The sequence below is a fragment of the Pantoea sp. DY-15 genome, assembly GCF_019795935.1.
GTDB lineage: Bacteria > Pseudomonadota > Gammaproteobacteria > Enterobacterales > Enterobacteriaceae > Pantoea > Pantoea leporis.
In genome coordinates, this window is sequence record NZ_JAIMIF010000004.1 from 1 (window position 1) to 23144 (window position 23144).

The 23144-nt window shown below is 55.8% G+C and carries 16 protein-coding genes and 1 riboswitch; of the genes, 9 read left to right on the top strand and 7 right to left on the bottom strand.

The window, feature by feature from the left end:
• Positions 1–374 precede the first annotated feature (374 nt).
• From metA to aceK, 4 genes are all read left to right on the top strand, one after another.
• Positions 375–1304: a homoserine O-succinyltransferase gene (gene metA, locus K5Y32_RS15225; RefSeq protein WP_101763126.1), complete on the top strand. Its 930-nt coding sequence runs from the start codon at positions 375–377 to the stop codon at positions 1302–1304.
• A 265-nt stretch (positions 1305–1569) separates the two neighbouring features.
• Positions 1570–3168 carry a malate synthase A gene (gene aceB / locus K5Y32_RS15230; RefSeq protein WP_222184913.1) on the top strand — a complete coding sequence of 533 codons (1599 nt, stop codon included), beginning with the start codon at positions 1570–1572 and terminating at the stop codon, positions 3166–3168.
• 16 nt (positions 3169–3184) lie between these two features.
• The gene (aceA, locus tag K5Y32_RS15235; protein ID WP_222184915.1) at positions 3185–4486 is read left to right on the top strand and encodes an isocitrate lyase; all 1302 of its coding nucleotides are present in this window, start codon (positions 3185–3187) and stop codon (positions 4484–4486) included.
• A gap of 57 nt (positions 4487–4543) precedes the next feature.
• Positions 4544–6277, top strand: a complete 1734-nt coding sequence (gene aceK / locus K5Y32_RS15240; protein ID WP_222184917.1) for a bifunctional isocitrate dehydrogenase kinase/phosphatase — start codon at positions 4544–4546, stop codon at positions 6275–6277.
• Here aceK and iclR read toward each other — a convergent pair.
• Positions 6274–7107 (bottom strand): glyoxylate bypass operon transcriptional repressor IclR, encoded by an 834-nt coding sequence (gene iclR / locus K5Y32_RS15245; RefSeq protein WP_101763122.1) that lies wholly within the window; start codon positions 7105–7107, stop codon positions 6274–6276. The two genes, aceK and iclR, sit on opposite strands and share 4 nt — an antisense overlap.
• 197 nt (positions 7108–7304) lie before the next feature.
• Here iclR and metH point away from each other — a divergent pair, with 197 nt between their 5' ends.
• A complete protein-coding gene (gene metH / locus K5Y32_RS15250) occupies positions 7305–10988 on the top strand; it encodes a methionine synthase (RefSeq protein WP_222184919.1) in 3684 nt (1227 codons plus the stop codon).
• 97 nt (positions 10989–11085) lie between these two features.
• Here the strand turns inward: metH and K5Y32_RS15255 are convergent, their stop codons facing one another.
• The 5 genes from K5Y32_RS15255 to pgi all read right to left on the bottom strand — a co-directional run bounded on the left by K5Y32_RS15255 (position 11086) and on the right by pgi (position 17049).
• Complete coding sequence (locus K5Y32_RS15255; RefSeq protein ID WP_110868117.1) at positions 11086–13176, bottom strand: YjbH domain-containing protein; 2091 nt, start codon at positions 13174–13176, stop codon at positions 11086–11088.
• The gene (locus K5Y32_RS15260; RefSeq protein ID WP_137384939.1) at positions 13176–13913 is read right to left on the bottom strand and encodes a capsule biosynthesis GfcC family protein; all 738 of its coding nucleotides are present in this window, start codon (positions 13911–13913) and stop codon (positions 13176–13178) included. The genes K5Y32_RS15255 and K5Y32_RS15260 overlap by 1 nt, the downstream gene beginning before the upstream one ends.
• Positions 13910–14557, bottom strand: coding sequence for a YjbF family lipoprotein (locus tag K5Y32_RS15265; RefSeq protein ID WP_110868119.1), 648 nt, complete (start codon positions 14555–14557; stop codon positions 13910–13912). The genes K5Y32_RS15260 and K5Y32_RS15265 overlap by 4 nt, the downstream gene beginning before the upstream one ends.
• Positions 14558–14630: 73 nt before the next feature.
• Positions 14631–14879, bottom strand: a complete 249-nt coding sequence (gene yjbE, locus K5Y32_RS15270) for an exopolysaccharide production protein YjbE (protein WP_101763117.1) — start codon at positions 14877–14879, stop codon at positions 14631–14633.
• A 523-nt stretch (positions 14880–15402) separates the two neighbouring features.
• Positions 15403–17049, bottom strand: a complete 1647-nt coding sequence (gene pgi, locus K5Y32_RS15275) for a glucose-6-phosphate isomerase (protein WP_222184921.1) — start codon at positions 17047–17049, stop codon at positions 15403–15405.
• Between the two features lie 373 nt (positions 17050–17422).
• A riboswitch (Lysine riboswitch) is annotated at positions 17423–17617 on the top strand.
• 112 nt (positions 17618–17729) lie between these two features.
• Between pgi and lysC the strand changes: the two genes are divergently transcribed.
• The 3 genes from lysC to panS all read left to right on the top strand — a co-directional run bounded on the left by lysC (position 17730) and on the right by panS (position 21140).
• Complete coding sequence (gene lysC, locus K5Y32_RS15280; protein ID WP_110868121.1) at positions 17730–19085, top strand: lysine-sensitive aspartokinase 3; 1356 nt, start codon at positions 17730–17732, stop codon at positions 19083–19085.
• A 264-nt stretch (positions 19086–19349) separates the two neighbouring features.
• On the top strand, positions 19350–20042 hold the full coding sequence (gene aqpZ, locus K5Y32_RS15285; RefSeq protein ID WP_192236055.1) for an aquaporin Z: 693 nt from the start codon (positions 19350–19352) through the stop codon (positions 20040–20042).
• Between the two features lie 174 nt (positions 20043–20216).
• Positions 20217–21140, top strand: a complete 924-nt coding sequence (gene panS / locus K5Y32_RS15290) for a ketopantoate/pantoate/pantothenate transporter PanS (RefSeq protein WP_101763113.1) — start codon at positions 20217–20219, stop codon at positions 21138–21140.
• A gap of 87 nt (positions 21141–21227) precedes the next feature.
• Here panS and K5Y32_RS15295 read toward each other — a convergent pair whose 3' ends face one another.
• Positions 21228–21821: a YhgN family NAAT transporter gene (locus tag K5Y32_RS15295; RefSeq protein ID WP_110868123.1), complete on the bottom strand. Its 594-nt coding sequence runs from the start codon at positions 21819–21821 to the stop codon at positions 21228–21230.
• A 196-nt stretch (positions 21822–22017) separates the two neighbouring features.
• On the opposite strand from K5Y32_RS15295, the gene asd reads away from it, so the two are divergent.
• Positions 22018–23127, top strand: a complete 1110-nt coding sequence (gene asd, locus K5Y32_RS15300; protein WP_222184923.1) for an aspartate-semialdehyde dehydrogenase — start codon at positions 22018–22020, stop codon at positions 23125–23127.
• Positions 23128–23144: the final 17 nt, after the last annotated feature.

Below are 23144 nucleotides of genomic sequence, written 5' to 3' on the forward strand. Positions count from 1 at the left end.
CCGAACTCAGAAGTGAAACGCCGTAGCGCCGATGGTAGTGTGGGGTCTCCCCATGCGAGAGTAGGGAACTGCCAGGCATCAGATAGTGAAGAAGCCCCGAACGAAAGTTCGGGGCTTTTTTACGTCTAAAATTTACTAAAATCGCAGAGAATAGAGCGATTTAGTGTATGAAAATCGCGCAAATCTCACCGCAAAACCTTCATTTCAAGAAGCTAATCCAGCATAAATATGCCACGACTTATCCCAAATCCCACCTAAAGCTGAAACATTTTCATAAACCGCATGAAGACTCGACATTCCCGACATAACAAGCTAATGTCGGGCATCTGGATGTCTAAACGTTTATACGGTTATCAGTAAGAGGTGAGTAGGTTATGCCAATCAGGATTCCCGACGAATTACCGGCAGTGAATTTTTTGCGTGATGAAAACGTCTTTGTCATGACGTCGTCGCGCGCCAGTGTTCAGGAGATCCGTCCGCTAAAAGTGCTGATTCTTAACCTGATGCCAAAGAAGATTGAGACAGAAAATCAGTTCCTGCGTCTGCTCTCTAACTCACCGTTGCAGATTGATGTGCAGCTGCTGCGCATTGATAGTCGCGAGTCGCGCAACACGCCGACGGAGCATCTGAACAACTTCTACTGCAACTTCGAAGACATCCAAAACGATAACTTCGATGGACTGATTGTTACCGGCGCGCCGCTGGGATTGGTCGATTTCAATGATGTCGCTTACTGGCCGCAGATTCAACGCGTACTGCATTGGGCGAATGAACACGTCACCTCCACGCTCTTTGTCTGTTGGGCGGTTCAGGCGGCACTCAACATTCTGTATGGCATTCCTAAGCAGACGCGGCAGAACAAATTGTCCGGTGTTTATGAGCACCAAATCCTGCATCCCCACGCCTTACTAACGCGCGGTTTTGACGACAATTTCCTGGCCCCGCATTCACGCTATGCTGATTTCCCGAGCCAGCTGATCCGCGATTACACCGATCTCGAGCTGTTTGCCGAGTCGGAATCCACCGGTGCATATCTGATGGCGAGCAAAGACAAGCGCCTGGCGTTTGTCACCGGCCATCCTGAGTACGATGCGCTGACGCTCTCGGGTGAATATCATCGCGATTACGATGCTGGCCTGCAGCCGGACGTACCGTTCAACTACTTCCCGCACGATAACCCAGAGCTGCCACCGCGCGCCACCTGGCGCAGCCACGGCAACCTGCTGTTCTCCAACTGGCTGAACTACTACGTTTATCAGATCACGCCGTTCGATCTGCGCCGGATGAATCCAACACTCGAATAGATCAAACACCTCGTTTGATCCTGCCGCGCTAGCCGAAAGCTATCGCGGCTTTTTTTTGCCTTCAATTCACCAGTGGAAGTTATTGCCTTTAATTCGAGAGATTAAATTACATAAATATCAATCTGATAAATTAACATAAACATTAAAATGGAAATAGTTTTTGAAATTAAAATAAAAATCATTATGCTCTGATCTTGCAGGTTATAAAACACACTACATCCGGATCCGATCGTTAAACGATGGATCAACTCAGGAGGCAGCCCGCATGACAGACTCGGTTATCAGCAATACGCTAACCTTCAGCCAGCCCTTTACCCACGCGGAAAAGCAGCTGCTTACCCCAGAAGCAATCGACTTTATACACGCATTAGTGGTGCGCTTTGCACCAGAGCGCGAACGCCTGCTGAAAGCACGCCAGCAACGACAGAAGCGTTACGATCAGGGTGAGTTACCCGGCTTTGATTCGGAAACCGCTTCCATTCGTGAAAATGCGTGGCAAGTTCGTCCTATTCCGCAGCTGCTTCAGGATCGTCGCGTAGAGATCACCGGGCCGCCGGATCGCAAAATGGTGATCAACGCGCTCAACGCGAACGTCAACGTCTTCATGGCCGATTTTGAAGATTCACTGGCGCCAACCTGGCAGAAGCTGATCGACGGACAATTAACACTGCGCGATGCTGTCAATGGCACGCTGAGCTTCACCAGTGAAACCGGCAAGATCTACCAGCTGCGCGCCAATCCGGCGCTGCTGATGTGTCGGGTGCGCGGCCTGCATCTGAATGAAAAGCATGTGGAGTGGCGCGATCGGGCCATTCCCGGCGGATTGTTCGACTTTGCGCTCTACTTTTTCCACAACGTTGAAGCGCTGCTGGAGAAGGGCCACGCGCCGTGGTTCTATCTGCCGAAAACCGAGCATGCCGCTGAAGTGGCGTGGTGGCGTGAGGTCTTCCGCTTCAGTGAAGATCGCTTCGATCTGCCGCGCGGCACCATCAAAGCCACGGTGTTGATCGAAACGCTGCCGGCGGTATTCCAGATGGATGAGATTCTATGGGAACTGCGTGATCACGTGGTTGGCCTGAACTGTGGCCGTTGGGATTACATCTTCAGCTACATCAAAACGCTGGGCCAGCATCCCGACCGTATCCTGCCGGATCGCCAGCAAATCAGCATGGATCAGCCATTCCTCGATGCCTATTCACGCCTGCTGATTCGAACCTGTCATCGTCGTGGTGCGCTGGCGATGGGCGGTATGTCGGCGCTGATTCCGAGCAAAGAAGCGGAGCGCAATGTATGGGTGACGCAAAAGGTGCAGGAAGATAAAGCGCGAGAAGCGGGCAACGGTCACGACGGAACCTGGGTGGCGCATCCCGGCCTGGCTGATATCGCGATGGAGGAGTTTGACCGTCGGCTGGGCGATCAGCCCAACCAACTGCACATCACGCGTGAGCAGGATGCGCCAATCACCGCCGAACGTCTGCTGGCGCCCTGTCGCGGCAAGCGTACTGAAGCCGGCATGCGCGCCAATATCCGCGTGGCGCTGCAATATCTGGAAGCCTGGATCAGCGGCAACGGCTGCGTTCCGATTGATGGGTTGATGGAAGATGCCGCCACCGCTGAAATCGCCCGCACCTCCATCTGGCAATGGATTCATCACAAACAAATTCTCAGCGATGGCCAGCCGGTGACGGTGGCGTTGTTTGAACGGCTGCTGGAGGAAGAGCTGGACACCTTGCAGCAAACCGTTGGCGCAGAACGTTTTCAAAATGGACGCTTCGACGATGCCGCCGCGCTGATGGCGCAAATTACCACCGATGACGAACTGGTTTCCTTCCTCACTCTGCCGGGCTACCGCCTGCTGCCTTGAACCTGGAGATATGACGATGAATCGTACGCAACAGATCAAACAACTGGAATCGAGCTGGAATGATGCGCGCTGGCAGGGAATTACTCGTCCGTACAGTGCGGAGGATGTGGTCCATCTGCGCGGTTCGGTCAATCCCGCCTGCACGCTGGCGGAGCGCGGTGCCACCAAACTCTGGTCGCTGCTGAATGGTGAATCGAGCAAAGGCTACATCAACAGCCTCGGCGCGTTGACCGGCGGACAAGCGGTGCAGCAGGCGAAAGCCGGCATAGAGGCGATTTACCTCTCCGGCTGGCAGGTGGCGGCAGATGCTAACCTGGCCGGGCAGATGTATCCCGACCAATCGCTGTATCCGGTGAATTCGGTGCCAAATATGGTGGAGCGGATTAATCAGAGCTTCCAGCGAGCCGATCAAATTCAGTGGGCCAGCGGCGTATCGCCAGAAGACAGTGATTTTATTGATTACTTCCTGCCGATTGTCGCCGATGCGGAAGCGGGCTTTGGCGGCGTGCTCAATGCGTTCGAGCTGATGAAATCGATGATTCAGGCCGGTGCCGGCGCGGTGCATTTTGAAGACCAACTGGCGGCGGTGAAGAAGTGCGGCCACATGGGTGGCAAGGTATTAGTCCCAACGCAGGAAGCGATTCAGAAACTGGTGGCGGCGCGTCTGGCCGCGGACGTCATGAACGTACCGACGGTGTTGCTGGCGCGCACCGATGCGGATGCCGCCGATCTGATCACCTCAGATTGCGACCCGCGCGATGCGGCGTTTATCACCGGCGAGCGCACCTCGGAAGGCTTCTTCCGCACGCGTGCCGGGATTGAACAGGCGATCAGCCGCGGGCTAGCGTATGCGCCTTATGCCGATGTGCTGTGGTGCGAAACCTCAACGCCAGATCTGGAGATGGCGCAGCGCTTTGCCGACGCGATTCATGCGCAGTATCCCGGCAAGTTGCTGGCTTACAACTGCTCGCCTTCGTTCAACTGGAAGAAGAACCTTGACGATCGCACTATCGCCCGTTTCCAGCAGGCGCTGAGCGAAATGGGCTACCGCTTCCAGTTCATTACGCTCGCCGGAATTCACAGCATGTGGTTCAACATGTTTGACCTGGCGCACGCCTATGCACAGGGCGAAGGCATGCGCCATTACGTGGAGAAAGTGCAGCAGCCGGAGTTTGCGGCGCGCGATAAGGGTTACACCTTCTCATCGCATCAGCAGGAAGTGGGCACCGGCTATTTCGATCGCGTCACCAACGTCATCCAGGGCGGACAATCCTCCGTGACCGCGCTGACCGGCTCCACCGAAGCCGCACAATTCTGAAGCCGTTGTAAGGTCGCCATTCAATGGCGACCACTTACCGCTAAAGGAGCGTTGCCGATGACGCCGAGAGAATCGCTGATCGCCCACACCATTCTGCAAGGTTTTGACGCGCAGTATGGCCGCTTTCTGGATATTACCGCCGGTGCGCAACAGCGCTTCGAGCAGGCCGACTGGCACGCGGTGCAGCAGGCAATGAAGGCGCGTATCCATCTTTACGATCACCATGTTGGCCTGGTCACCAACCAGCTGCGCATTCTCAATGACACTTCGGATTGGGATGACGCGTTCTGGCTACGGGTGAAAAGCCATTACGAAACGTTGCTGCCCGGCTATCCGCGCCATGAAATCGCCGAAAGCTTCTTCAACTCGGTCTATTGTCGCCTGCAGGGCCACAGTCATCTGTCGCCCGAACGCCTCTTCATCTTGCCGTCACAGCCCTATGCGCCCGCACCGGTTGCGCCGCGTCCGTTGTCGCGCCTCTATCGTCCGCAGCAGAATTGGCAGGAAACATTGCGTCAGGTGCTGAATGACATTCCGCTGCGTCTGACGTGGCAGGATCAAACGCGCGATATCGGCTGGATTGTGCGCCATCTGCACGAGCAGTTTGGTGCCGCACAACTGGCAACGGCGACGCTGGATGTCGCCAGCGAACTGTTTTACCGCAACAAAACCGCGTGGATCGTGGCGCGCCTGCAGCTGAGTGATGGCATGGTGCCCTGTTTACTGCCGATTCAGCGCGATGAGGCCGGCCGTTTATGGATCGATACCTGTCTCACCGACAGCGATGATGCCAGCATCGTGTTTGGCTTCGCCCGCGCCTATTTCATGGTTTACGCGCCGGTGCCAGCCGCGCTGGTGGCGTGGCTGCAACCGATTCTGCCGGGAAAAACCGTGGCGGAGCGCTACATGGCGATTGGCTGTCAGAAGCACGGTAAAACCGAATGCTACCGCGAATATCTGCACTATCTGGCGCACAGTCAGGAAGATTTCACCGTCGCACCCGGCATTCGCGGCATGGTAATGATGGTGTTCACGCTGCCGGGTTTTGATCGCGTATTTAAGGTGATCAAAGACCGCTTCGCACCGCAAAAAGAGGTCACCGATGCGCAGGTGCGCGACTGCTATCGCATGGTCAAAGAGCACGATCGTGTGGGTCGCATGGCGGATACGCAGGAGTTTGAGCACTTTGCGTTACCGCGCGCGCGTATTCCGGCCGAGCTGATGGCGGAGTTTGAGCGCGATATCCCGGAAAAAATCGAGGTGCGCGACGACGTGGTGATCATCCGCCATCTGTGGCTGGAACGTCGCATGGAGCCGCTGAATCTGTGGCTGGCTCAGGCTTCGCCGGAACAGCGGCAGCACGCGATTGGCGAATACGGTGATGCGATTCGTCAGCTGGCGGCGGCGAACATTTTCCCCGGCGACATGCTGTTCAAAAACTTTGGCATGACGCGTCACGGCCGCGTGGTGTTTTACGATTACGACGAAATCCGCCCGATGACCGAACTGGTGTTCCGCGATGTGCCGCAGGCGCGCTATGAAGAAGATGAGCTGCAGGCCGAGCCGTGGTACAGCGTCGGGCCGGATGACGTGTTCCCGGAAACCTTCCGCTATGCGCTGTGCAGCGAACCGTCGACCGGCAAACTGCTGCAGGCGCTGCATCCGCAACTGTTTGATCCCAACTGGTGGCGCGCGCTGCAAACGCGCATCCGTGAAGGGCATATTGAAGAGGTAATTGCGTGGCGCGCCAGCCAGCGTTTCAGCGCGCGCTATGCGTCGGTGGCCGCTTAGCGGCCAGAATAGGTTTGAGTCACCTGCTTCGCGGCGCGGATCACCAGCGCACCCAGCTCGGTGATACGGTCGTCGGTCATGCGCGCAATCGGGCCGGAGATTGAGATGGCGGCGAAGGGTTCGCCATGTTCGTCATAAATCGGTGCCGCAACGCAGCGCAGACCCAGCGCGTGCTCTTCATCATCGTGCGAAAAGCCCATCTTACGAATCAGCGCCAGATTCTCCTTCAGGCTGTGCGGCGACATCAGCGTTTTCGGCGTGTAGTGATGCAGCCCTTTTTGATGCAGCAGCGCGGTAACTTGCTCATCGCTCAGATGCGCCAGAAACGCTTTGCCGGCGCCGGATGCATGCATCGGCAGCTTGCCGCCAATTGGTGCGGACATGCGCATCAGTTGCGTACACTGCACCTGATCGATGATCACCGCCTGATAATCGCTGAGATCCAGCACCGCCAGATTCACCGTCTCGCCGGCATCTTCCATCAGCTTGCGCAGCAACGGATGCACAATCGCCAGCAGATTGCGGCTCTGAAGGAAGCTGCTGCCGACCACAAACGCGTGCGAACCAATGGTCCACAAACCTAAGTCGCCCACCTGATGCACAAAACCTTGCTGCTGCATGGTGGAGAGCAGGCGATGAGTGGTGGAGTTGGGTAAACCGGCCTGTTGTGCCAGTTCGGTCAGCGCCACGCTGCCGTGGGATTCGGCAATCAGCTCCAGCAGGCGCAGACCACGCGTCAAAGATTGTACTTGCCCGCCGACGGGCGCGCTGGTGGTAGCCGTTGTCGCACGCGGTTTCTTGCCGCGTTTCACGGGCGCAGGGGTTGCCATAACGTCTCCAATTCGCATCAATGCTGGAAACCATTTTCGTTTTTAACCGCATTAATGCAAACGCTGACTTTCTGGTCAGACCTGTCATCGGCAATAGCTGAAAATGTCTCATCTGAGCTGACTTTTGATCACCTGCAAGTTGTGCCAGTATGACTGGCTGGCATATTAGCCAACGCAATGACGTGGACGAGGCGAGAGTGAGCAACAAAACAGAAATGCTGCAGCAGCAGCTGGCGCAACGCATTATGATTCTGGACGGTGGCATGGGCACCATGATCCAGAGTTATAAACTGAGTGAGCAGGATTTCCGTGGCAGCCGCTTTGCCGACTGGCCATCTGATTTGAAGGGCAACAACGATCTGTTGGTGCTAACCAAACCAGAGGTGATCCGCGAAATCCACGATGCCTATCTCGCTGCCGGCGCGGATATTCTCGAGACCAACACCTTCAACTCCACCACCATTGCGATGGCCGATTACGCGATGGAAGCGCTGTCGGCGGAGATCAACTTCGAAGCCGCCAAACTGGCGCGTGCCAGCGCCGATGCATGGACGGCGAAAACGCCGCATCGTCCGCGCTACGTGGCGGGCGTGTTGGGCCCGACCAACCGCACCTGTTCTATCTCGCCGGACGTCAACGATCCCGCCTATCGTAACGTCACCTTTAATCAGCTGGTGGAAGCCTACCGCGAATCGACGCATGCGCTGATCGCCGGTGGCTCCGACCTCATCATGATCGAAACGGTGTTCGATACCCTGAACGCCAAAGCGGCGATCTACGCGGTGCAGGCCGAGATGGAAGCGATGGGCGTGAAGCTGCCGCTGATGATCTCCGGCACCATCACCGATGCGTCCGGTCGTACGCTCTCCGGCCAAACCACCGAAGGTTTCTATAACTCGCTGCGCCACGCCGAACCGCTGTCGTTCGGCCTCAATTGTGCGCTGGGCCCGGATGAACTGCGTCAGTATGTGGCGGAGCTGTCGCGCATTGCTGAAGGCTACGTCACCGCGCACCCGAACGCCGGTTTGCCCAACGCCTTTGGTGAATACGATCTCGATGCGGCGATCATGGCTGAGCAAATTGGTGAGTGGGCGCGCGCCGGTTTCCTCAATATTATCGGCGGCTGCTGCGGCACCACGCCGGAACACATCGCGGCGATGGCGGCAGCGGTAGACGGCGTTGCGCCGCGCCAGCTGCCTGAGATTCCGGTTGCCTGTCGCTTAGCCGGGCTTGAACCGCTGAACATTCAGGCCGATTCGCTGTTCGTCAACGTCGGTGAACGCACCAACGTCACCGGCTCGGCCAAATTTAAGCGTCTGATCAAAGAAGAGAAATACAACGAAGCGCTGGATGTGGCGCGCCAGCAGGTAGAGAACGGTGCGCAAATCATCGACATCAACATGGATGAAGGCATGCTGGATGCGGAAGCGGCGATGGTGCGCTTCCTCAATCTAATTGCCGGTGAGCCGGATATCGCCCGCGTGCCAATTATGATCGACTCCTCGAAATGGGAAGTGATCGAGAAAGGCCTGCAGTGCATTCAGGGCAAAGGCATTGTGAACTCTATTTCGATGAAAGAGGGCGTGGAACCGTTTATCGCGCACGCGCGCAAAGTGCGTCGCTACGGCGCAGCGATGGTGGTGATGGCGTTTGACGAAGCGGGTCAGGCGGATACGCGGGCGCGCAAAATTGAGATCTGTCGTCGCGCCTACAAGATTTTGACCGAAGAGGTCGGTTTCCCGCCAGAAGACATCATTTTCGACCCGAATATTTTTGCCGTAGCGACCGGCATTGAAGAACACAACAACTACGCGATGGACTTTATCGGTGCCTGCGAAGACATCAAGCGCGAACTGCCACACGCGATGATCTCCGGTGGCGTCTCCAACGTGTCGTTCTCGTTCCGTGGCAATGAACCGGTGCGTGAAGCGATTCACGCGGTGTTCCTCTATTACGCCATCCGCAACGGCATGGACATGGGCATCGTGAACGCCGGTCAGCTGGCGATTTACGACGATCTGCCTGCCGAACTGCGCGACGCGGTGGAAGATGTGGTGCTGAATCGTCGTGACGATGGCACCGAGCGCTTGCTGGAACTGGCGGAGAAGTATCGCGGCAGCAAAAGCGACGGCGAGCAGGAGAAACAGCAGGCCGAATGGCGCAGCTGGGACGTGGTAAAACGTCTGGAATACTCGCTGGTGAAAGGCATCACCGAGTTTATTGAGCTGGATACCGAAGAGGCGCGCCAGGCAGCAGCGCGGCCGATTGAAGTGATTGAAGGGCCGCTGATGTCCGGCATGAACGTGGTTGGCGATCTGTTCGGCGAGGGCAAGATGTTCCTGCCGCAGGTGGTAAAATCAGCGCGCGTGATGAAGCAAGCGGTGGCCTACCTCGAACCTTATATTCAGGCCAGCAAAGAGGCCGGACGCAGCAACGGCAAGATTGTGCTGGCGACGGTAAAAGGCGATGTGCATGACATCGGCAAAAATATCGTCGGCGTAGTGCTGCAATGTAACAACTACGAAATTATTGACCTCGGCGTTATGGTGCCGAGTGACAAAATCCTCAAAACCGCGATTGCCGAGAACGCCGATATCATCGGGCTTTCCGGCCTGATCACGCCGTCGCTGGATGAGATGGTCAACGTCGCCAAAGAGATGGAGCGCCAGGGATTCACCATCCCGCTGCTGATTGGCGGTGCGACTACCTCGAAAGCGCATACCGCAGTGAAAATCGAGCAGAATTATAGCGGACCAACGGTCTACGTGCAGAACGCCTCGCGCACCGTGGGCGTGGTGTCATCGCTGCTCTCCGAGACGCTGAAAGAAGATTTCGTGGCGCGCACGCGCAAAGAGTACGACACGGTGCGTATTCAGCACGCGCGCAAAAAGCCGCGCACGCCGCCGGTGAGCCTGCAAACTGCGCGCGATAATGATTATGTCATCGATTGGGAAAGCTATACGCCGCCGGTGGCGCACCGCCTCGGTGTGAGTCCGGTTGAAGCCAGCATTGAAACGCTGCGTAATTACATCGACTGGACGCCGTTCTTTATGACCTGGTCGCTGGCCGGCAAATATCCGCGCATTCTGGAAGATGAAGTGGTGGGCGAAGAGGCCAAGCGCCTGTTTGCCGATGCCAACGCCATGCTCGATATGCTGAGCAGTACCGGCACGCTCAATCCACGCGGCGTGGTGGGGATTTTCCCGGCTAACCGTGTCGGCGATGACATTGAAATCTACAGCAACGAGAACCGCAATCAGGTGCTGTGCGTCAGTCATCACTTGCGTCAGCAGACCGAGAAAACCGACTTCGCCAACTACTGTTTAGCCGACTTTGTGGCACCGAAATCCAGCGGTAAAGCCGATTATCTCGGCGCGTTTGCGGTTACCGCCGGAATTGAGGAAGATGCGCTGGCCGAGGCGTATGACAAGCAGCACGATGATTACAACAAAATCATGGTGAAAGCGGTGTCGGATCGCCTGGCAGAAGCCTTTGCTGAATATCTGCACGAGCGCGTGCGGAAGGTGATTTGGGGCTTTGCCGCCCATGAAAATCTCAGCAACGAAGAGCTGATTCGCGAGAACTATCAGGGCATTCGTCCCGCGCCAGGTTATCCGGCTTGTCCGGAACACACTGAGAAAGCACCGATCTGGCAGCTGCTGGAGGTGGAAAAACATACCGGCATGAAGCTCACCGAGTCTTTCGCCATGTGGCCAGGCGCAGCGGTTTCCGGCTGGTACTTTAGCCATCCCGACAGCAAGTACTTCGCCGTGGCGCAGATTCAGCGCGATCAGGTGGAAGATTACGCCGCGCGTAAAGGCATGAGCGTGAGCGAAGTTGAGCGCTGGCTAGCACCCAATTTGGGTTATGACGCAGATTAATAGTCGGTAACGCGCAATAAATGGCGCCGCTACGGTATATGCACCTCTCCGTAGCGGCGCGATTTATCGCGCGGGTTTCACACCACCCGCGCTGATGTTAATTAAACCGCGCATCACGATCTGACGTCAGGTCATACAGCTGATATTTGCGACCCAGCATCTGACCACCATCACGCGTCAACGGCACCCAGTTTACCTGTGCGCGGCCTCGCGTTGGCGTCACGGTAAACAGATCCATCGGCACCGAAATGTAGAAGCCTTTAGTGAAGTCGCCTTCGCCATACGCTTCCGCCGACACGTTGGTTTTGGTGGCGTAGAAGCCTACCATCACGCCGCTGTCAAACCGCTTCGACACATCAACGGTGACGCCTTTATCCTTCGCCAGATATTCACCGACGCTGGCTTTCACCAATACGTCCTGCATAAACCACGGACGCCAGTACGCGGTGAAATGTCCGGTTGGCGCTTTGTAATCGGTGAACTGCATCATGTTGTCCCAATCACGCTGCTTCACGTAGTTGGCATCAACCCCGAATGCCCAGTTGCTATCAATTGGACGATACAGCACTTCGCCGCCGACGCCGCCGTACATGGTTTCCAGATAACCGCCGTAAACCTGGCCGTAGAAACCGTTGCCGAGCGCCTGCATGTAGTTGGCTTGCAGATCGTTAACGTAAACGTTGTTCTCAACGTAATCACGAATATGCGTACGTACGCGCGGCAGCGTGGAATCCGCCGGTGCGCCGTTGTAGTTGAACTTATCGTAGTTATTGGCGAGGTTGCCAAACAGGCTGCCGCCGACCAACAGATGATCGGTAAGCCAGTAATCGGCGTTGGCCATCACGCCAACCTGATACATGTAGAAGCTTTCCGGTCCGCCGACGGACTGATTCAGCACCGGCGACAGGCTGTAGTTCAGACGATCTTTGCGGATGAAGAAACCTTGCTCGGTGGCACCGGGATCGACCGGATTTTCACGCGTCTGCTGCAGCGGCTGTTCATGCCCCAGCGGATAACCCACGAGTTCGTTATGCAGGCTGGCAACGTTGGTGCGCGTGCTCACCTGCGGCATATTGAAGCGCGACTCGGTGACGTCGATGGTATCGATGCCGGCCGGCAGGTTGTTCATGATAATGCGATTGGCGCGATCGACCCCTTCGCGCGTATCGCGATATTTGGTCTGCTCGCCGGACACATACAACGTGCTGCCTTTGGTTTGAATATGCGGGCCATTTAGTCCTGCGTTGTACTTCAGATCGGTCAGCTGGTTTGCCACCACCGTTGGCTGCAACAGATCGCCCTGCGGCTGCGGGTTGTAGGCCGGCTTCTCGCTATCGATATGCGACTGATGCAGATCGTTGAAATTGGTGCGCAGGGTAAAGCCGAACATAAAGGTGTTGCCGCGCTCGTAGCTGGCGTTGATGTCCGCCCAGTCGGTGAGGCGATAAATCGCGCCGACGTTGACCTTACTGCGCTGATCCAAACGACCGGCGAAATCATCCTGATAATCGTTGCCTTCGTACTCCAGCTTGAGGCGCAGCGGCTGCCACGGTGTTTGATACTCTACGCCGCCAAACAGCGCCGCTGGACCGTGGAACATCTGCGAGCCATTAATTGAACCCGCTTCGCCACCGCCGGTGCGGCTACAGAAGCTGTCGCTGTAGGAGCAGAACGGGTTCTTAATGGTGCCGCTGTTGCCGAGATAACCCCAGCCCAGACCCAAGGTGAAATCGAACGGGCCCCATGCTTTGCTCGCCACCAGATATTCGCTGTCGAACAGACCGGTACCGCCTAAATCGCGTGAGCCAACCGCCACTTCTGGCAGCCAATAGCTCTCTTGCCATAGGCGCAGCTTCACATCGAAGGCTTTATCTTTATAGCTTTGGTTGCCGCTGAAACCTTCTACTGCGCTGTAACGGCGGGTACGCACATCGGTATAGCGTACGGTGGTTTCCAGCCACGGGAACAGCTGCAGCGAGGCAGAATAGTAGCGATATTGATCGTTATCGCGGAAGTTGACGCTAAATTCGCCCTCTTTCGCCATACGCGCGGTGGGCGTCTGCATCAGGCCAACGCCACCAAAATCTGATTGAGAAGGACCGACCGGTTCAGGCCAGGTTTCCGCATGCACCTGGCAAGCGGCGGAAACAGAAGCAGCCAACAGGCTGAGAAGTAATTGTTTTTTCATCAGTCTGGTATCCGGTGAGTCAAAACGGAAAGCATGCGCTCATTCAAATCGCTTTGGCCCCATGGCAAGCTCCATGAGGTGAAACCGAGCCAGATAATGCTGCCGGGTTCCACTTCGATATGGCGATGATTCCAGTAGGCAACCGGAACTTGCTGGGTGCTGCCGGACGGCGCAATCACCGTGGCATAGCTGCGTTCCGCGCCGGACAGACGATCGTGGCCTTCGAGGTAATCACGCACTTCGCGGCCAGGCTGCCAGCGCGCTTTACCCGGATTGCTCAACGCCCCCAGCACCAGTACCTGCGTCGGCTGCGCCAGCATATAGAGGTCATAGCTGCCTTGCAGCGTGCGGTTATCCTGTGGACGCAGACGCACGTCATCGGGATCGAGCGAGGTGAACTGGCGGCCCGTTACCTGCAGCGCGCCAAGCTGGTGGATAACCGAGCCGATGGTTGCGGCCAACGACTCGCCGCTGTCTGCTTGCCATGCGCGCAGATCGGCCAGCAGCTGCTTCTGTTGCTGCTGTGCTACCGCCGTTGCGCCGCGTTCGGCAATCACCGTGCCCGGCCACCAACTGCGCAGTTCAGGATGGGTGAGCAACTGACTAAGATTCTGCGCATCGTTAATTTGCAGTGTGTTTTTTCCCGGCAGATCGTGCACGGTGACTTGCGCCGCCGCCAGTGCGTGGCCAGCCGTGAGCAGCGTCAATGCTGCCAGCATTGGAGTTATTTTTTTCATGATTTCGCCGGCTTCAGAATTGTGGTTTCAACGGGGAAGGCATCGGCGGCCAGCATCTGATTGGCCTGCAATACCGTGCCATCGCGGTTATCGATCCAGAAGGTGTTCTGCCACTCCGCGCCTACGTTCTCCATGCGCACGGTTTCATGCCAGACGCGGCACGGTACGCGTTCACCGGCGATGTCCAGCACCGTATCGTCACCGCGCTCGAAGCGGGAAACCGCTGTGGCGGCACGCACTTTATCTTGCTCGCGCCACTGCACCACGCGCGTCCAGCTGGCACCGTTTTGCAGATGCAGCGCATCGGCGAGCGGATCCTGCGCCAGGTTACTGACGTCAGCGAGGTTGCTCGGTAAACCCAGGGTTTTGATCAGACGGCCATGCTGCATCACCAACATCGCTTTATCCTGGGTGATCCACTTCTGTTGGCCGTTTTCGTTGTAACCGAGCACCACGAAGATGCGCGGTCCTTCATTGATGCGGGCATAGAGGCTGGCGTAGGGCAGGTTAGCAACCTGCTCGTTGGTGACCGTGACATCATCCGGGCCATTCACGGCCAGCATCACGGTTTGTTCGAGACCTTTTTGTGTTTGTGTGCAGGCCTGCAACAACAGGCAAAGAAGTAGCAAAGAGAGTCGGCGCACGGTGTATCCCTGTCTAAATAAGCCAAGCAAAAAATAACCACACGGGTGTGTGGTTATGCTTAAAGGTGCTACATCAACGAGTGGTGCTCGTTGTGGTGGTTGTTGTTGTACCGGTATTTGCACCGTCACCGCCGCCAGAAGCAGCAATGCCGAGACCCACTAACGCACCGAGCGCGCCGATACCCACAGCGGTAGACGCGCCGGAAGAGATTGCTCCCGCCTGCGCGCCTGCTGCAGCACCAGCTTCTTCCGGCGCGGCAATCGCAGCGGAAGAAACGGCAACGTAAAGTAAGGCTGCACCGGCAACCATCAGTTTTTTCATAACAACGTTTCCTGCATTTATATGAATCAATGAATGTAGGATTTACCCAGATTTCGGGCGCGTTCAGTATAGGGCAACAAATTACCAGAGTTCAGCATGAGTAAAAGAGGGCAGGAAGTCGGGGTTTTTCTGGTGATAAATACGGCGAATTGGCGTTAGCTGCTTTTTTTTAACGCCTTTTTTCAGGCTGATAGGATAAGTGAATGCCTGCGCATTTCACGGCAGAGTTTTTCACTTTTGCACTAATTATTGGTACGGAATGGGAATAATCGGAATTTACTTATAAGACTTAAATTAAAATCATAGATCAATCAGTTAGATAAACTATTTATCGGGCTGAATTAGGTCCATTTTTAAGCCAGGTAAGGTGCGGTAAATTGAAATGAATTACGAATTTCCTTACGCCACTTTAAGAATTTTCTAACCCTGTTTAATGCAGTAATTAATAATATTGCGAGTGAGATGGCATGGTTGACAAAGAAAAGGCGGCAATTACGCCGCCTTGTGTAAATTAGCCGGAAAATTAACGCCAGGATTTGTAGCGATTAATTAAGCCATTAGTGGAGCTATCGTGGCTGCTAATTTCAGCGTCATTTTCCAGTTCTGGCAGAATACGGTTTGCCAGCTGTTTACCCAACTCAACACCCCATTGGTCAAAGGTGAAGATGTTGAGAATCGCGCCTTGAGTGAAGATCTTGTGCTCATACAGCGCAATCAGTGCACCCAGGCTGAACGGGGTAATTTCACGCAGCAGGATGGAGTTGGTTGGACGGTTACCTTCGAACACTTTGAACGGCACGATGTGCGCGACAGATTCGGCAGATTTACCCGCATCGGTAAACTCTTTCTCCACCACATCGCGTGACTTACCAAACGCCAGCGCTTCGGTCTGTGCGAAGAAGTTCGACAGCAGCTTTGGATGGTGATCGGTCAGCACGTTGTGGCTCAGTGCTGGTGCGATAAAGTCGCACGGAATCAGTTTGGTGCCCTGATGAATCAGCTGATAGAACGCATGCTGGCCGTTGGTGCCAGGCTCGCCCCAGATGATTGGGCCGGTCTGGTAATCCACTGGATTGCCTTCACGGTCAACGTATTTACCGTTGGATTCCATGTTGCCCTGCTGGAAGTAAGCAGCAAAGCGATGCATGTATTGATCGTACGGAAGAATCGCTTCGGTTTCGGCACCAAAGAAGTTGTTGTACCAGATACCGATCAGCGCCAGCAGCACCGGCAGGTTCTGCTCGGCAGGCGTGTTGGCGAAGTGCTTATCCATGGCGTGCGCGCCGCTCAACAGCTGCTCGAAGTTCTCGAAGCCGATGGAGAGAATGATCGACAAGCCGATAGCTGACCACAATGAATAGCGGCCGCCAACCCAATCCCAGAACTCAAACATGTTGTCGGTATCAATACCGAACTCACCCACCGCTTTACCGTTGGTCGACAGCGCAGCGAAGTGCTTCGCCACGTGCTGCTGATCGCCTGCAGTTTTCAGGAACCAGTCACGCGCGCTGTGGGCGTTGGTCATGGTTTCTTGCGTGGTGAAGGTTTTAGATGCCACGAGGAACAGCGTGGTTTCCGGGCTGAGATCTCTCAGCGTTTCGGCGATGTGGGTGCCATCGACGTTAGAAACAAAGTGCATGTTCAGGTGGTTTTTGTACGGACGCAGCGCTTCGGTCACCATGAACGGGCCGAGGTCTGAACCGCCAATCCCGATATTCACCACGTCGGTGATGGCTTTACCGGTATAGCCTTTCCAGTCGCCGCTGATGATGCGCTCGGAGAAGCCTTTCATCTTCGCCAGCACCGCGTTGACTTCCGGCATCACATCTTTGCCGTCCACCACAATGGGCGTGTTGCTGCGGTTACGCAGCGCAACGTGCAGAACTGCACGCTCTTCGGTGCGGTTGATCTTTTCGCCAGAGAACATCGATTTGATGGCGCCTGCCAGATCGGTCTCTTTAGCCAGCGCCTGTAATTTTTCGAGGGTTTCCTCGGTGATGCGGTTTTTTGAGAAATCCACCAGCATCTGGTCATCGAAAGTGGCAGAGAATTTCGCAAAACGATCGGCATCTTGCGCAAACAGGTCGGCGATTTGCACCGATTTCATCTGCTCAAAATGCTGCTGCAGCGCTTTCCAGGCAGCGGTTTGGGTCGGATTGATATTTTTCATGGCAACACTCTAGTTGATATAAGAACCGTCATTCCATCCGGGGCGTCCTGCTGGCCCGGCATCCATAGCATTCTTGCACGGGGATGAGTATGACCACAGTTACTGGCTAAGGGAAAAAATTTGTGACCGTGGCCGCACTGTTTCAGGTAAATCCGGCAGCGATTGTCGGTGCTGCGCCAGCAGAATTCCCTGTGCCGCATCAGAAAAAAGCCGCTTTTGTCTGATTCGGACACTACTTTAGGCCGCTGTTGGTGGGCGCGTTTGTTCAACGATGCGTTTACCGAAGTGTAAAAGTGAGAAATCCTCAAAGTGCGGGGATGGACAGGGGGGAAAATAATCAGTAATTTATGCGCGCTACTTACACCTCCGGGTGTAAGCCAGAAGAGGCGCGTCGCCCAGGCAGTGTGTTTGAGGATCCGTATCCGCAGAGAACACATCAGGGGGTGTGACGCCGAGGTGGGGCAACACGCGGGGTGTTGCACTGTCGGCTGCAGGGGCTGAATCCTCTGGGTTGTCACCAGAATCGTCCACAGTCGGACGGTTCGCAAGGTGAAGCGCTTTTGGTGACTTGTCTACTACTGATCTTGTCTGCCCAATTCTGCTCTTCTCTTGTGCCTAGGCTGCTACTATGTCTTCCGCCCCAAAACGGAAGAAAGATAACCTGACACGGGGTTCGTAATATGTCCCAAAATCTTATCGTGGCTAAATTTGGCGGCACCAGCGTTGCCGATTTTGATGCTATGAACCGCAGCGCAGATGTTGTGCTGTCGGACGCCAATACCCGCTTAGTGGTGCTCTCTGCCTCCGCTGGCGTGACCAATCTGCTGGTTGCCCTTGCTGAAGGCCAGGAACAAGCGCAGCGCGCTTACCTGCTGGATGAAATCCGCCGTATTCAATATGCCATCATTGATCGTCTGCAATCGCCGGATGTGATCCGCGATGAGATTGATCGCATGCTGGAAAACATCACCATGCTGTCTGAAGCCACCTCGCTGGCGACCTCACATGCGCTGACCGATGAGCTGGTGAGCCACGGTGAGCTGATGTCGACGCTGCTGTTCGTGGAGATTCTGCGCGAGCGTCAGGTCAACAGCGAATGGTTTGACGTGCGTAAAGTGATGCGCACCAGCGATCGTTTTGGCCGCGCAGAACCCGAAGTGGCGACGCTGAAAGAGCTGGCCGCAACGCAGCTGCAGCCGCGCATTGCGGAAGCGCTGGTGGTGACGCAGGGCTTTATCGGTAGCGAAATCAAAGGGCGCACCACCACGCTTGGTCGTGGCGGCAGCGACTATACCGCTGCGCTGCTGGGCGAAGCGCTGCAGGCCGCGCGCATTGATATCTGGACCGATGTGGCCGGTATCTACACCACCGATCCACGCGTGGTGTCCACCGCTAAACGCATCGAAGAGATTACCTTCGAAGAAGCAGCGGAGATGGCGATCTTTGGTGCCAAAGTGCTACATCCGGCCACTTTGCTGCCGGCCGTGCGTAGCGATATTCCGGTGTTTGTCGGTTCGAGCAAAGATCCCGCTGCAGGCGGTACGCGCGTGTGCAACGAAACCAAAAATCCACCGCTGTTCCGTGCGCTGGCGCTGCGTCGTAAGCAGACGCTGGTAACGCTGCACAGCCTGAACATGCTGCATGCACATGGCTTCCTCGCCGAAGTGTTTAACATTCTGGCGCGCCACAGCATCTCCGTTGATCTGGTGACCACTTCCGAAGTGAGCGTGGCGCTGACGCTGGACAGCACCGGTTCAACCACCACCGGCGACAGCTTGCTGACCCAGGCGCTGTTGACCGAACTCTCTTCACTGTGCCGTGTGGAAGTGGAAGAGAATCTGGCGCTGGTGGCGATCATTGGCAACAACCTGTCAAAAGCGTGCGGCGTCGGCAAAGAAGTGTTTGGCGCACTCGAGCCGTTCAACCTGCGCATGATTTGCTACGGTGCCAGCAGTTATAACCTTTGCTTCCTGGTTCCCACCCCAGACGCGGAAGAAGTGGTACGTGCGCTGCACAAGAATCTTTTTGGTTCTTAAGGCCAGTTTTTAGCATGCGTAATCAAGCCGGACCGGGTCCGGCTTTTTTATTGGTGAAATTTTTTAAACAATAATTCAAGCCCAACGACATTCACTGCTTCGCGCCAGACATTTCTGATGAACCCCGTCATATCTCGCGAGAACCGTCTCAAATACGCTGCTATCGCCTAAAAATCACCCTAATCCCTTATTCTTAGGTTGCGCTTCAATCGCCAAAAACGATAATCCCGCCGCGAAAACATTAAATTATTTGAGGGAACAGAGATGAAAAGATTAGTGGCTGAAACGCTGGGCACTTTCGTGCTGGTGTTGGGCGGTTGTGGTAGTGCGGTTTTGGCCGCGGCGTTTCCAGAATTGGGTATTGGTTTTGCTGGTGTTGCGCTGGCGTTTGGTCTGACGGTGTTGGTAATGGCATTTGCCGTCGGCCATATTTCGGGCGGCCATTTTAACCCGGCGGTCACCATCGGTCTGACGGTTGGCGGACGTTTCCCGGCGGCGCAGGTTGTGCCTTATATTATCGCGCAGCTGGTCGGCGCGGTTGCGGCTGCCGGCGTGCTGTATTTGATCGCCAGCGGTAAAGCCGGTTTCGATGCCGTGGCCAGCGGCTTCGCGTCGAACGGTTACGGTGAACATTCGCCGGGGGGCTTTAGCCTGCAGGCGGGCATGATCGCCGAGCTGGTGCTGACCGCCGTATTCCTGATTGTGATCATGGGCGCGACCGATAAACGTGCTCCGGCTGGCTTCGCGCCGATTGCCATCGGCCTGGCGCTGACGCTGATCCATCTGGTGAGCATTCCTGTCACCAATACCTCAGTCAACCCGGCGCGCAGTAGCGGTGTGGCGATCTTCCAGGGCGGCTGGGCATTGGAACAGCTGTGGATGTTCTGGTTGTTACCGATTATCGGTGCCGCGATTGGTGGTGCGATCTACCGCTTTGCACTGGAAAAAGCAGAGTAACTTTGCCGTATTTCAGCGGATCGGCAGCAGCCGATCCGCATTTTGCCCCGCAAGCGACTTCCCGCCTTACGTCAAGATAATGAAATGTTATGATCCCGCGTCCGTCGCTGTGGTCGTTCCCTGCGCGACATTTCATCTGTGGCAATATAAAAAAATTCCTAAGGAAGTCTGGTTATGCTCGGCAAACTTACCCGCCTGTTCCCGCTCTGGGCCGTGCTGCTCTCGGTCGCTGCTTATTATTCTCCTGGCACCTTTCTCGGCATTGGGCCGTGGGTGACTTATCTGCTGATGCTGATTATGTTCGGCATGGGCGTGACGCTAAACATTGATGATTTCAAACGCGTGCTGGTGCGTCCGGCGCCGGTGATCGCCGGGACTTTCCTGCACTATCTGGTGATGCCGCTGGCCGCGTGGGGCCTGGCGAAGCTGTTCCAGATGCCACCGGATCTGGCGGCAGGCATGATTCTGGTCGGCAGCGTGGCCAGCGGCACCGCTTCTAACGTGATGATTTATCTGGCGAAGGGCGATGTGGCGCTGTCGGTGACCATCTCATCCGTGTCGGCGCTGGTAGGTGTATTCGCCACACCGCTGCTGACACGCTTCTACGTTGATACCCACATTCAGGTGGATGTGGTCGGCATGCTGCTCAGCATCGTGAAAATCGTGGTGATTCCGATTAGCCTGGGTCTGATTATCCATCACTCCATGAATAGCGTGGTGCGCCGCGTTGAGCCTTATCTGCCGGCGTTTTCGATGGTGTGCATTCTGCTGATCATTAGCGCGGTGGTGGCTGGCAGCCAGGGCTTTATCGGTTCTGTCGGCTTGATGGTGATTGTGGCGGTGATCCTGCACAACGCGATCGGACTGTTGGGCGGTTATTGGGGCGGTAAGCTGTTTGGCTTCGATGAATCGACCTGCCGCACGCTGGCGCTGGAAGTGGGCATGCAGAACTCAGGTCTGGCGGCGACGCTGGGCAAACTCTACTTCTCGCCGTTGGCGGCACTGCCGGGCGCGCTGTTCTCGGTGTGGCACAACCTGTCAGGTTCGCTGCTGGCCGGTTACTGGTCGGGTAAACCGATTGATAAGAAGCAGAAGTAATATTCAAAAAAGCATCATAATTAATTCATGCACATAGCGTAGCGGCGCAATAAATTGCGCCGCTACGCTGCCTGCGCTCTGAATGTATTACAGCTTCAGATAGGTACGAATCCCATCCAGGAACATCTGCGTCGCCAGCATAATCAAAATCAATCCCATCAGGCGCTCCAGCGCGTTAACGCCTTTGTCGCCCAGCAGGCGTAAAAACAGCCCCGACATCAGCAGAATCACCACCGTCAAACCCCACGCGATCAGCAGCGCGCCGACCAGATGCGTCATTTGGTTGGGATATTGATGCGACAACAGCATCAGCGTCGCCAGCAGCGACGGACCGGCCACCAGCGGAATTGCCAGCGGCACGAGGAACGGTTCTTCACCGGCCGGCAAGCCACTCGAGCTGCTCTCCTCTGACGGGAAAATCATGCGGATGGCGATCAGAAAAAGAATGATGCCGCCAGAGATCGACACGGTTTCGGTGCGCAGATTGAGAAACGCCAGAATGCGTTCACCGGCGAATAAAAATAGCAGCATCAGAATCAGCGCGATCAGCATTTCGCGCATCAGCACCACGCGGCGGCGTTTAGGTTCCAGATGCTTCAATACCGACATAAAAATCGGTAGGTTGCCTAGCGGGTCCATAATCAACAGCAGCAATATGGTCGCGGATATCATTTCAGTCATGTGTGGTTAGCCATTATTAGTTGTACTGCTGAAAAAGTTAACGCAATCGAATTAATTCACTTGCCAGAAGTGCTGCATTTTGTAGAGTTGACGGTCATAGGTAAACCTGATTATTACGCAGACCGGCACGATTATCCGGCCAGTCTTTTCCTCGCACCACACGGCCTCTTTCGAGAGCACCCGAGACGGACAGAAAATGAAGAATGTAGGTTTTATTGGTTGGCGTGGCATGGTCGGCTCAGTGCTGATGTCACGCATGAGCGAAGAACGTGATTTTGATGTCATCAATCCGGTCTTCTTCTCCACGTCACAGCTTGGTCAGGCGGCACCCACATTCGGCGGTAAGTCGACCGGTGCGCTGCAGGATGCTTTTGATATCGAGGCGCTGAAGGCGCTGGATATTATTATCACCTGCCAGGGCGGTGATTACACCAGTGAAGTCTATCCGAAGCTGCGCGAAAGCGGCTGGCAGGGTTACTGGATTGATGCAGCTTCCACGCTGCGCATGAAAGATGACGCCATCATCATTCTCGATCCGGTTAACCATAATGTGATTCGTCAGGGCCTCGATAACGGCATCAAAACCTTTGTCGGCGGTAACTGCACCGTCAGCCTGATGCTGATGTCGCTGGGCGGTCTGTTTGCTAACGATCTGGTTGAATGGGCCTCGGTGGCGACTTATCAGGCGGCATCAGGCGGCGGCGCGCGTCATATGCGTGAACTGCTGACGCAGATGGGCATGCTGCATGACCACGTGGCGAAATCGCTACAAAATCCGGCTTCGGCAATTCTGGATATCGAACGCAGCGTGACCGATTTCACCCGTTCTGGCACTTTGCCAACCGACAATTTCGGCGTACCGCTGGCGGGCAGCCTGATTCCGTGGATCGACAAGCAGCTGGATAACGGCCAGAGCCGCGAAGAGTGGAAAGGCCAGGCGGAGACCAACAAAATCCTGCGTACCAGCAGTGTGATTCCGGTTGATGGCCTGTGCGTGCGCGTTGGCGCGCTGCGCTGCCACAGCCAGGCATTCACTCTGAAGCTTAAAAAAGACCTGCCGCTGAGCGAAATCGAACAGCTGCTGGCCTCGCATAACGAATGGGTGAAAGTGGTGCCAAACGACCGCGACATCACCATGCGCGAACTGACGCCAGCCGCCGTCACCGGCACCCTGACCACGCCAGTAGGCCGCCTGCGCAAACTGAACATGGGGCCGGAATACCTTTCCGCCTTCACGGTGGGCGATCAGTTACTGTGGGGCGCGGCTGAACCGCTGCGCCGCATGCTGCGTCTGCTGATCGACTAAGCGCAGCGGCAAACCAG

What these genes read in the sequence shown, in the direction of transcription:
- aceB (WP_222184913.1), top strand. Translation starts at nt 1,570, where the DNA reads ATGACAGACTCGGTTATCAGCAATACGCTAACCTTCAGCCAGCCCTTT.
- yjbE (WP_101763117.1), bottom strand. Translation starts at nt 14,879, where the DNA reads ATGAAAAAACTGATGGTTGCCGGTGCAGCCTTACTTTACGTTGCCGTT.
- aceA (WP_222184915.1), top strand. Translation starts at nt 3,185, where the DNA reads ATGAATCGTACGCAACAGATCAAACAACTGGAATCGAGCTGGAATGAT.
- K5Y32_RS15255 (WP_110868117.1), bottom strand. Translation starts at nt 13,176, where the DNA reads ATGAAAAAACAATTACTTCTCAGCCTGTTGGCTGCTTCTGTTTCCGCC.
- asd (WP_222184923.1), top strand. Translation starts at nt 22,018, where the DNA reads ATGAAGAATGTAGGTTTTATTGGTTGGCGTGGCATGGTCGGCTCAGTG.
- metA (WP_101763126.1), top strand. Translation starts at nt 375, where the DNA reads ATGCCAATCAGGATTCCCGACGAATTACCGGCAGTGAATTTTTTGCGT.
- aqpZ (WP_192236055.1), top strand. Translation starts at nt 19,350, where the DNA reads ATGAAAAGATTAGTGGCTGAAACGCTGGGCACTTTCGTGCTGGTGTTG.
- K5Y32_RS15260 (WP_137384939.1), bottom strand. Translation starts at nt 13,913, where the DNA reads ATGAAAAAAATAACTCCAATGCTGGCAGCATTGACGCTGCTCACGGCT.
- aceK (WP_222184917.1), top strand. Translation starts at nt 4,544, where the DNA reads ATGACGCCGAGAGAATCGCTGATCGCCCACACCATTCTGCAAGGTTTT.
- panS (WP_101763113.1), top strand. Translation starts at nt 20,217, where the DNA reads ATGCTCGGCAAACTTACCCGCCTGTTCCCGCTCTGGGCCGTGCTGCTC.
- iclR (WP_101763122.1), bottom strand. Translation starts at nt 7,107, where the DNA reads ATGGCAACCCCTGCGCCCGTGAAACGCGGCAAGAAACCGCGTGCGACA.
- lysC (WP_110868121.1), top strand. Translation starts at nt 17,730, where the DNA reads ATGTCCCAAAATCTTATCGTGGCTAAATTTGGCGGCACCAGCGTTGCC.
- pgi (WP_222184921.1), bottom strand. Translation starts at nt 17,049, where the DNA reads ATGAAAAATATCAATCCGACCCAAACCGCTGCCTGGAAAGCGCTGCAG.
- K5Y32_RS15295 (WP_110868123.1), bottom strand. Translation starts at nt 21,821, where the DNA reads ATGACTGAAATGATATCCGCGACCATATTGCTGCTGTTGATTATGGAC.